Source organism: Dyadobacter sp. (assembly GCF_051859145.1).
Lineage (GTDB): Bacteria > Bacteroidota > Bacteroidia > Cytophagales > Spirosomataceae > Dyadobacter.
This window is the reverse complement of the sequence record NZ_JBHYGF010000031.1, coordinates 4,360-14,211: the sequence shown is the minus strand read 5'-3', so window position 1 is coordinate 14,211 and position 9,852 is coordinate 4,360. Positions and strand designations below refer to the sequence as shown.

At 44.4% G+C, this 9,852-nt stretch carries 7 protein-coding genes; all 7 read left to right on the top strand.

Features of this window, described 5'->3' with window-relative positions:
* A partial coding sequence (locus ACTIE6_RS02790) for a hypothetical protein (RefSeq protein ID WP_439555179.1) occupies positions 1–1,783 on the top strand: 1,783 nt, incomplete at its 5' end.
* A gap of 280 nt (positions 1,784–2,063) precedes the next feature.
* The gene (locus ACTIE6_RS02785) at positions 2,064–3,185 is read left to right on the top strand and encodes a glycosyltransferase family 4 protein (protein WP_439555178.1); all 1,122 of its coding nucleotides are present in this window, start codon (positions 2,064–2,066) and stop codon (positions 3,183–3,185) included.
* Positions 3,182–4,201 carry an NAD-dependent epimerase/dehydratase family protein gene (locus ACTIE6_RS02780; RefSeq protein ID WP_439555177.1) on the top strand — a complete coding sequence of 340 codons (1,020 nt, stop codon included), beginning with the start codon at positions 3,182–3,184 and terminating at the stop codon, positions 4,199–4,201. The genes ACTIE6_RS02785 and ACTIE6_RS02780 overlap by 4 nt, the downstream gene beginning before the upstream one ends.
* Positions 4,202–4,488: 287 nt before the next feature.
* Positions 4,489–5,490, top strand: a complete 1,002-nt coding sequence (locus ACTIE6_RS02775) for a sugar transferase (RefSeq protein WP_439555176.1) — start codon at positions 4,489–4,491, stop codon at positions 5,488–5,490.
* Between the two features lie 171 nt (positions 5,491–5,661).
* Complete coding sequence (locus ACTIE6_RS02770; RefSeq protein WP_439555175.1) at positions 5,662–6,954, top strand: capsule assembly Wzi family protein; 1,293 nt, start codon at positions 5,662–5,664, stop codon at positions 6,952–6,954.
* Between the two features lie 50 nt (positions 6,955–7,004).
* Entirely contained in the window at positions 7,005–8,447 is a 1,443-nt protein-coding gene (locus tag ACTIE6_RS02765; RefSeq protein ID WP_439555174.1) for a capsule assembly Wzi family protein, read from the top strand.
* Between the two features lie 105 nt (positions 8,448–8,552).
* On the top strand, positions 8,553–9,852 hold a 1,300-nt coding region (locus ACTIE6_RS02760), incomplete at its 3' end, for a capsule assembly Wzi family protein (RefSeq protein WP_439555173.1).

Here is a 9,852-nt window from a genome sequence, read left to right as displayed (position 1 = left end):
TATTGCTGTATCTCAGTTGTCTTTCAAACCTGATGAAGGAATTGCATCTGAGGAAATTGAATCTGGTGCAAGGGTCGCAGCAACTGCGGCTGTTAACTATATACCCTATCTTACAATTGCCCAGTTGAGGGCTGGTGTAGCCGATACTGCTTCGACGGTGTTTATCACTGATGAAGGCAGGTCGGGCTTGTTCAAGTATAACCGCACTTCTACCGCAGTTGATGATGGCGCAATGACCATCGTAGCAGCAACAAGGCGGTACGAGCGCGTATATGAAGGCGCGGTAAATGTTAGATGGTTTGGTGTTGTTGCTGACGGGACCAATGATCAGTCCGCCGCGATTCAGAAGATGCTGGACAATGCCAAATACCGGAACGTTTTTTTCCCAAAAGGAGCTCAGCCCTATAAGATCAAAAGCATACGTATCTGGAGTAATTCCACCCTCACGTTCGAGGAAGGTACAATTGTAGAAGGTACGGGAACATTAGGAACATCCCAGAAAATGATGTACATGTATGATGTATCCAATATTACGATCAAGGCGCCAGGGGTAATTTTCAGGGACCTGAAATCGCAATACACATCAGGACAACACAGACACATCTTTTCTATGGAAGGCGTAGCCAATGTGTCCCTGGAAGGTATGGCAGCAAACGATAGCGGTGGTGATGGATTTTATATTGGTTCGGCCAGTGTCAGAAAAATCAGTGAGAATGTAAAACTCACCAATGTCTCGGCAAACAATAACAGAAGACAGGGACTTTCAATTGTCTCTATCAGGAGCCTTGATGTGATCAATTCATCTTTCAGCAACACGATCGGAGAAGGCCCGCAAGCCGGGATTGATATTGAACCAAGCAACTCCGGACAAAGCCTGGAAGGAATAAGAATCATGAATACTGTAACTGCCGGCAATAAAGGTCCGGGAATTGTGATTAGTCCGGGCGTCTTGTCCGGCACCGGCAAAGTTGTTGAAGTCACGATCACCAATCATATTGATGACGGAAGTCAGTATGGAATGCTGGCAATAGGCGTAAAAAGTACACTCGGCGGATTTGTTACAATCCAGAGCCCTATTTGGAAAAATGCTAAGTTGAATGGGTTTGTAGCAAGAAACTGGGGCTATCGTGCATGCGATGTGGTGATACAAAAACCAAGTGTTATAAACTGTAACTCCAATGCCAGTACATCACCAACTGCCAGTGCCGCATTTTATGTACACCGGGAAACAAATGATGCCGGCGATACACATATAGGAAATATTAAGATTATCAATCCTACCATAACAGACCTTCGCGCAACCAAGCTGAGTACCCGCGCATTCAGTTTCAAAGATTGGAATAGTCCCAACAAGATTTTAAACTGTAGTATTGTGGATCCGGTTAAATCAGATGAGTATTTCCCAACCAACAATATGATTGTAAATGCCGAGCTGGCACTTTCCGACGCAAACAGGATTTTCGTTCATGAACTCGGAGCAGGCAATAGTATCGCTGATTACACTTACTATAAACAATATTATACGAATGAAAAATCGACCAATACACGTAATGTTACCTTGGGTAAGGTAAATGCAGGCTGGCCTGACGTTGTTGTAGAGGTTAAAGCGGCGAAGAATATTACGATTATACCAAATGCAACAGACAACATTCTGCCTCTCGCTTCGGGCAATGGAAAATGGATTACCAGTAATGTAGTAGGTAGTCGCATTCGTCTGAGAAAAACAGGTGACAATACCTGGACAGTGGTTGAAAAGACAGGCACCTGGACAGCCCAGCCTTAACACGTTTAAAAACAGAATCAGCCGGTAAATCATATATTTACCGGCTGATTCTGTTTTATAGCCGTATAGAAATTGCTGCACTTACTTTTTCGGTAATGAAAGTGGTAAATTTTAACATTTACGGTATTTTTGAAAATTGTTAAGTAACACACTAGCAGCTTTATGTTTTCACAAGCCTCTCTGAGCCGATCTTGCTTCATTACAAATAATCTGGAGTTGCATCAATCGGTCTTCGTTCTCCCCTCTGGTCAGGTTTTTTCCGTTAACTTGATTTTCAAGAATGACCAATAAAAACGTTCTTCTCCTGGCACACGACGGGGAAGATTTCTATAAGGCTCGAATTCCTTTCGCCAAATTTTTGAAGGAAAGAGGATATCACGTTTCTGTAATGGTACCTCACGACGAGTACACTGCGCGCATTCAGCAAGAGGGATTTTATGTGCAGAACTCAAGTCTGCAGCGGGACAATACCAATCCTTTGGCTCTGATCAAGACGATCTTCGAAGTTCGCCGGTTTGCCAGATCAAATCAGATTGGACTTGTGCATTCTTTTAAGTTTGTCCCGAACCTGATCAATTCATTCTCAGGTATTTTAAGCCACCAGAAAGTCGTTTTGCACATTGCAGGCCTTGGGATTGCGTTTGCCAATACAGGGCCGAAGTACAAATTCCTTAAACTTGTCCAGCAAATCCTTTTTCTTATTCAGTTCCTGAGAGCCAATCTCGTGATTATCCAGAACCCGGATGATTACAATGACTTTCTCTTCAAAGAGTCTTTCCGGGACAAGATCAAAGTTGTCAAAGGAAGCGGCGTTGATATAACGAAGTTTTCACCGGTCCCCAGAATGCACGACACTTCCCGGATCACATTTCTGTGTACTACAAGATTGATCTGGGAAAAAGGGATAAAGGAGCTTACGGAGGCTTTCGAGACTTTGCCGGAACATTTAAAGGCCAACTTGCAATTGCTGATTATCGGCGAGCCGGACAACAAAAATCCAAGAACAGTTACGCCAGAATTTATTCAGCGCTTTCAAAACAATACATTCATACGCTTTCTTGGCAAACAAAGCAACATTGCCGAAATGCTGAACAGCTCGGATGTATTTATCTTGCCCAGCTACTATCGTGAGGGTATCCCGCGAAGCATTTTGGAAGCATTATCCTCAGGGCTACCCATTATTACTACCAAAGTTCCGGGCTGCAACCTCACAGTCATTCAGGGTGAAAATGGCTATTTGATAGAACCACGATCCGTGACGGCTATCAGGAATGCAGTTGAACAAATGCTCTCACGCCAATCCGAATGGAAAAGCATGGGAGCATCCAGCCGCAATTTGGCAGTCACCGAATTTTCAGAAGAAACTGTATTTAGTCAAATTGTTAAGCTATACAACTCATGAGCGTTTTAGTAACCGGAGCCGCAGGCTTTATAGGTTTTCACCTGGTAAAAAAGTTGATCGAAAAAGGTCATGATGTGGTTGGCATCGACAATATAAATGATTATTACTCAATCACATTAAAGCACGACCGACTAAGAGAATGTGGCATTGACATTGAAAATCCTGTTTCAGACAATTACTATAATAGCGATAGTGCCAATTATGAGTTCTTCAAAATGGACCTCACGGAAATGGACAAGCTGTCGGAGCTGTTCGAAGCGCGGAGGTTCCGTTACGTGATCAATCTTGCGGCACAGGCTGGTATCAGGTATAGCCTGGAAAATCCCCGCAGCTATCTTTCCTCGAATGTTGAAGGTTTTTTTAACATTCTTGAGTGCTGCCGGCTTATCAAACCAGAGAAGCTGATATATGCAAGTAGTTCGAGCGTATACGGACTGAATACCGAGCAACCATTTGCAATAAGCCAAAAATCCGAAACGCCGATCAACATTTATGCTGCGTCCAAAAAGGCCAACGAATTAATGGCACATGCATACAGTCATTTGTACAATATCCAGACTGTTGGTCTAAGATTTTTCACCGTTTACGGTCCGTGGGGAAGGCCGGATATGGCGCCCTACCTTTTTGCAAATGCAATCGAGAAGGGTGAGGCAATCAACGTATATAATCATGGTAACATGAAGCGCGACTTCACATACATTGATGATATCGTAAGCGGGATTTATGCTGTCCTGGATGCAAAGTTGCCGGATCAATACCAGGTTTTTAATATTGGAAACGGGCAGCCAGTTGATTTGATGGACTTTATTAAGTGCCTTGAATCGTCATTTGGTAAACCCGCCGAAATCAACCTGAAAGAGATGATCCCAGGCGATATTGTTTCTACCTGGGCCGACACGGCGGAGCTTGAGAGAGTAACAGGATACCGGGCTTCGACGGACATCAGTACGGGTGTGGAACACTTCGCAAAATGGCACAGAACCTATCATTCGAAGCTGCTGAAAGCCGGCGGGTAATATGAAATTATCATTATTAAAGGATGTCAGCTACCAATTATACGCTGATCGCAAAATGGCGGACCGGAAGATTGTTTTGCACGTTGGTTCAAATTAATTAATGAAATACATCAAAATTAGTTTCTCGCCGAACGGTTTGTAACCCATACTAAACAATTGAACAACAGAGCAGAATATAATAAAAACAACAAGGGCATTTCTGTTTTTTGATTTTTATAGCTAAACTTGTACCTCTAACACATCTTGTTGAAGAACACGACACTATCACATAAATTAAGTACACACATATGAATAACACTTACATAGCAGAAAAACGGTATATTCATCGCTTGCTGAGTAAGACCGCTGTTTCAGAAGAAGTTCTAATAGTGACCAGCTATGATTACTTTCTCCAAAAACATGATTTAGCCCTCCTATTAAAGAAATACAGGGAAATCATTCTGATACCACACAGCTCTGACGACGATTATCTGCTCAATCATACGGTCAGGCCGCTTCTCGACAAGTTTGAAAAAATACACCTTGTCACAAATCCCCAATACGACAAACGAAACAGGGTCATTTACGAGCTGGTCGTAAGAAAAAACAAATCCATCCGAATCAATACAGTTTACGATTTTTGTGAACGTACTCTCAAAAAGGTCTACATTCCGGATGACGTCTCAGAAATCAATCCTAATCTTCTTACACTGCCCACCTTCGGAAAACGCGTAAGGTATCCTAAAAAGATCATTGACGTTTCCATCTCGATCATCTTGTTTCTCCTGACATTCCCACTCTGGATACTAAGTTATTTCCGCATTAAAATACAGTCGCCAGGCCCTATCTTCTATCGTCAGGAACGGGTTGGAATGAATAATCAGTCTTTTTTCTGTATCAAGTTCAGATCAATGGGGCTCGATGCCGAGCAGAATGGCGCATCTTTTTCTAAGAAAAATGATTCACGTACTTTCTCTTACGGCTCGTTTATGCGACAAACGCGCATCGATGAGCTTCCCCAAATTATCAATATTTTCAGAAGGGACCTTTCATTAATCGGCCCCCGGCCTGAGCGTCAGGTTTTTACTGAAACATTTGACGAGACAATTCCCTATTACAATATGAGGCATAACATCAAACCAGGTATTACCGGGTATGCACAGGTTATGTACTCTTATGGAGCCGGCGTTTTCGATGCGCGTCATAAGTTGATGTACGATCTTTACTACATTAAGAACTGGACGTTGCTCCTTGAATTAAGAATTATCCTGCTTACCGCAGTTGTAATTTTTGGGAAAAAGGGCAGGTAGTTATCGCCTGTCACTTTGTTCCATCTTCTGACACCAACGCTGATGAGGAACTTACTGCCAGGATTGCTTCTATTTGCGGCCTGCTCCTCTAACCTATATTCCCAGGATTCTACATTCTATTATTCCCTGGGAATATCAGGCGCTGCATCTACATCCAAAACACCATTTTGGATGCATGCAAACCAATTCGGCACCGTAACTCAGAACGGTTCTTTTGGCTTGGCCAATGCAGGCTTTTACAGGGTCTACAATCCCAGCAATCCGCGACTTTTGCAATGGAGTGCCGGCGCAGAACTGATCGCAGTTGCGGGAAAGAAGCCGGACCTGTTCTTTTCAGATCTATTTTTGGGTGGAAGCGCGGGTCCATTTGAACTAAGCATTGGACAGCGTAAAGAATATATGGGGTTATCTGACAGCCTGCTTACGATGGGGGGAATAGCAATGTCACCGAATTTTCGTCCCTACCCGAAAATTGAGCTCCGCACGCGCCGATTTGTGAGTATTCTTCCATTCAATGATATTCTCTCATTCCGGTTTTCTTATTCCGATGGCATTTTTGGTCCCGCTGATGTTCATTTCGGAAACGTCAGGCGTATTGAAGAGAGTTACCTTCACCAAAAGTCTTTCTATATCAAGCTAGGCGGAAAGCGGCATTGGCTTAATCTTCTCGCAGGATTCAATCACCAGGCAATGTGGGGCGGTGAAGACAAGATTTTTACCGGCGGCCTCAAATCCGGGGAAGCTTACAGCTATGTTGTGTTTGGTAAACCCTGGGCCGACAGCCGCGTAGGTAATCACTTCGGCACCATTGACGTGGCCGCAGGCTGGAAAGGTAATAAATGGAACCTCTTTCTTTACCGTCAAAGCATTTACGAAGATGGGTCTCTGAGGAACCTGTCGAACCTGGCAGACGGTCTGAATGGACTCAGGTTCAAACGAAACCCTTCCGAAATTGCTGAAAGCGGCTTTCACATCAACACGATACTTCTTGAATTTCTTTACACAAAAAATCAGGGCGGCGAAGTTTTCGATTTCACTACCGGTACTTTCGGCCGCGACAATTATTTCAACCATTATGTTTACAGTCAGGGCTGGTCTTACGAAGGCCGGAGCCTGGGATCACCCTTTATTCCGTCACAATCAATGGTGCGAAACGAATTGAGGAACAATGCGGCTTCATTCACTCCGGATAACCGCATAATGGCGTATCACGCAGGCATTTCGGCTTCTATCAACAAGGTCACCTTCAACTTCAAAGGAAGTCACTCGCTGAATTACGGTACGTACATAACTCCATTTTCAAAAACAATCCAGCAAACTCCCCTGCTCCTCGACATTTCAAGCCCGATTTTTGGCAGCAACAACAACCGCCTGTCGATCATGCTCGCTGCTGATTTTGGAGCGTTATTTCCGAATAGTGCGGCTGTTTTGCTCGGATGGAGAAAATCCGGTTTTATCCGATAACTTTGATGAAATATCAATTGATCAACGGAGGAAAACTTCTATATACTTAAATGCCCGTTCCAGTTTGCCAGCGCCGAATTTGCTTAATTCTTTGTATTCTTTGCTTCGCTTTAAGCACCTATTCTCAGGACTCCACACTTTACTATAAAGGCACCCTTTCGGCAGCCGGCGCTACTGCTCAAACTCCATTCTGGCAATTTGCCAATCAGCATGGAAGTGTTCCGCTGAACGGAAACTTCGGTTTAGCGGATGTTGGTATTTACAAAATTTACAATCCGAACAATCCACGTAATTTCCAATGGAGTGGCGGCATTCAAGCGATCGCGAGCTATGGCAGAGCCGAGAACGTGTTCCTCTCGGACGCTTATCTCACTGCTAAATTCAATATTGTAGAAATACTCGCCGGTCAACAAAGAATGGTGTCCGGTTTGATGGACACTACAATGAGTTCCGGCTCACTGGCCATGGCGGGCAATGCACGCCCGATGCCGCGCATACAGGTTTCCATTCCGAAATATTTGCCGCTGTTCTTCACGGACAATTTTGTCGCATTCAAATTCGCTTACTCCGACGGTTACCTGGGACCAAGCAGGATCAATTATGGTAGCGTCAATCGCGTTCCGAGATCTTATTTTCACCAGAAAAGCCTCTATTTCAGATTCGGTAAGCCGCAGGACAAGTACAAAGTATATCTCGGCATGAACCACCAGGCAATGTGGGGCGGAGAGGCGGAGACAATGCCGCTACGGGAGCTTAGTCCACCCAAGGCATACCTTTACACCATCATCGGAAAAACTCTTGACTACCGAAAAATCGGAAATCACTTTGGTACCGTAGATATAGGAGGTGAATGGAGGGGAAAAGACTGGTCTTATTTTTTATACAGACAAAATATCTACGAGACCGGCTCGCTTTTCAAAGTCAATAACCTTGTGGACGGACTGAACGGGATTAGTTTGAAACGACTCAAACCTTTACCAAAAGGGGCTAAATATTTCGCATTCCGGTCTTTTCTGTTTGAAGTGTTAGGTACTAAAAATCAGACGAATAATAACCCGCTGTCCGGGCTGGTAATTTTTGAAAAGGGCAACTACTATAACAGCTATTTGTTCAACAGGGGCTGGTCGTATTATAGTAGCGGAATAGGTACTCCATTGATACCTGCCGCCACCCAAACGAGGTCTGATCTGCCGAGAAGCCGGTCGGAATTTACCAATAATAATCGCGTATGGGCGTTCCATACAGGAGTGACTGCGAGCTGGCTTGCATTGGAATGGACGTTTAAAGGAACATATTCACGGAATTCCGGCACTTTTATCAGCGCATTTGAATCCGTCAAGCAGCAGGGATCGGTCATGTTAAGTGTTGAAAAAAGACTCAAAATATTAAACGGTAGCAGCGTGTTCACAAGTATCGCCTCTGATTACGGCGACTTATATGCGCATACGACCGGGTTGATGATTGGCTTTCGCAAAAGCGGATTTTTGGACTAGTATACACCATCCTGCGGAAGTGCAATATGAAAACCTGAAAGTTATACTTATTTTTATGACCAAGGAAGCATTATACACATCTCCGGAGCGCGTGAGGGTATACATATGAAATACTACTATTTTCTTTTGCTGCTTATACCTTCAATCGGATTTTCGCAGTACGACAAACAACCTGAAATATATACAGACTCGACAATCAACTACATAGAAGTGTCGGGAATGGGAAGTAACAACGGACATACTCCTTTCTGGATGCATGCAAACCAGTTTGGAACTGTCCCCATAACCGGCCCGGCAGGTACCGTGAGAGCAGGAATCGAAGCATATTGGCCGCTTTCCGAGAACACCGGCAGGAATGTCTGGCGCGTGGGCGGCGGAATTGAAGGAGTAGCCAACCTGGGCGAAACTTCGAAAGTACTTCTTCCGCAACTTCATGCTACACTGAAATTCAAGAACTGGGAATTATCTGTCGGTCGGAAAAAGCAGTGGGTTGGCCTCGCTGATTCTACAATTGGCTCCGGATCCTACTCCTGGTCGGGCAATGCATTGCCGATCCCGAAAATCATCCTGGGTACCTCACGCTTTGTGCCTGTTCCTTTTACAAAAAAATGGATCTCTTTCCAGGCATTCTATGCAGACGGTTTGTTTGAAAAAGGCCGACCGGTTACCAGCGGCTTGAAGCTGCATCAAAAATCGCTATACCTCCGCATCGGAAAACCGCATTCAACTTTAAAGCTGTACGGAGGTTTTAATCACCAGGTACAATGGGGCGGCAGTTCAAAACACCTAACAGGTGAAAACGGCAAGCTTCCCGATGGATTTGCCAATTACATCCGCGCAGTAACAGGCTCAATCGGCGGCTCAGGCGATGACGTAACGCATTTTGACAGTACCAACCGCGTTGGTAACCACCTTGGATCCATTGATGCTGCAATGGAGATTGAGACTTACGGGATGAGCATATTTTTATACCGGCAATTTGTATTTGAAGATGGTTCCCTATTCTACCTAACCACGCTGAATGACGGTTTGTATGGAATCAGGTTACGTAAGAAAAATTCTTATGGAGCCAATTTTGAAATTATCGAGGGAGTGTTGGAAATGCTCTATACCAAAAGCCAGGGTGGCGATGTATTTGTCCTGGGCAACGGAAAGCAGCGGGGGCATGACGATTATTTCAATAACCAGCAAGTGCGCGACGGCTGGTCCTACTATGACAGAACAATCGGGACTCCCTTCATTCCTCCTACCTCCCAGACGATCTGGAAGTATCCGCAGTATGCAGATAATTTCACAAGCAATAACAGGGTTTTACTCTATCATCTTGGTCTGCGCGGGACATTGTTCCGTAAAGTAGAGTGGCAAACCAAGTTCTCCTACTCGCACAATTACGGCACATACGGTT

What these genes read in the sequence shown, in the direction of transcription:
- ACTIE6_RS02785 (WP_439555178.1), top strand. Translation starts at nt 2,064, where the DNA reads ATGACCAATAAAAACGTTCTTCTCCTGGCACACGACGGGGAAGATTTC.
- ACTIE6_RS02780 (WP_439555177.1), top strand. Translation starts at nt 3,182, where the DNA reads ATGAGCGTTTTAGTAACCGGAGCCGCAGGCTTTATAGGTTTTCACCTG.
- ACTIE6_RS02775 (WP_439555176.1), top strand. Translation starts at nt 4,489, where the DNA reads ATGAATAACACTTACATAGCAGAAAAACGGTATATTCATCGCTTGCTG.
- ACTIE6_RS02770 (WP_439555175.1), top strand. Translation starts at nt 5,662, where the DNA reads ATGCATGCAAACCAATTCGGCACCGTAACTCAGAACGGTTCTTTTGGC.
- ACTIE6_RS02765 (WP_439555174.1), top strand. Translation starts at nt 7,005, where the DNA reads ATGCCCGTTCCAGTTTGCCAGCGCCGAATTTGCTTAATTCTTTGTATT.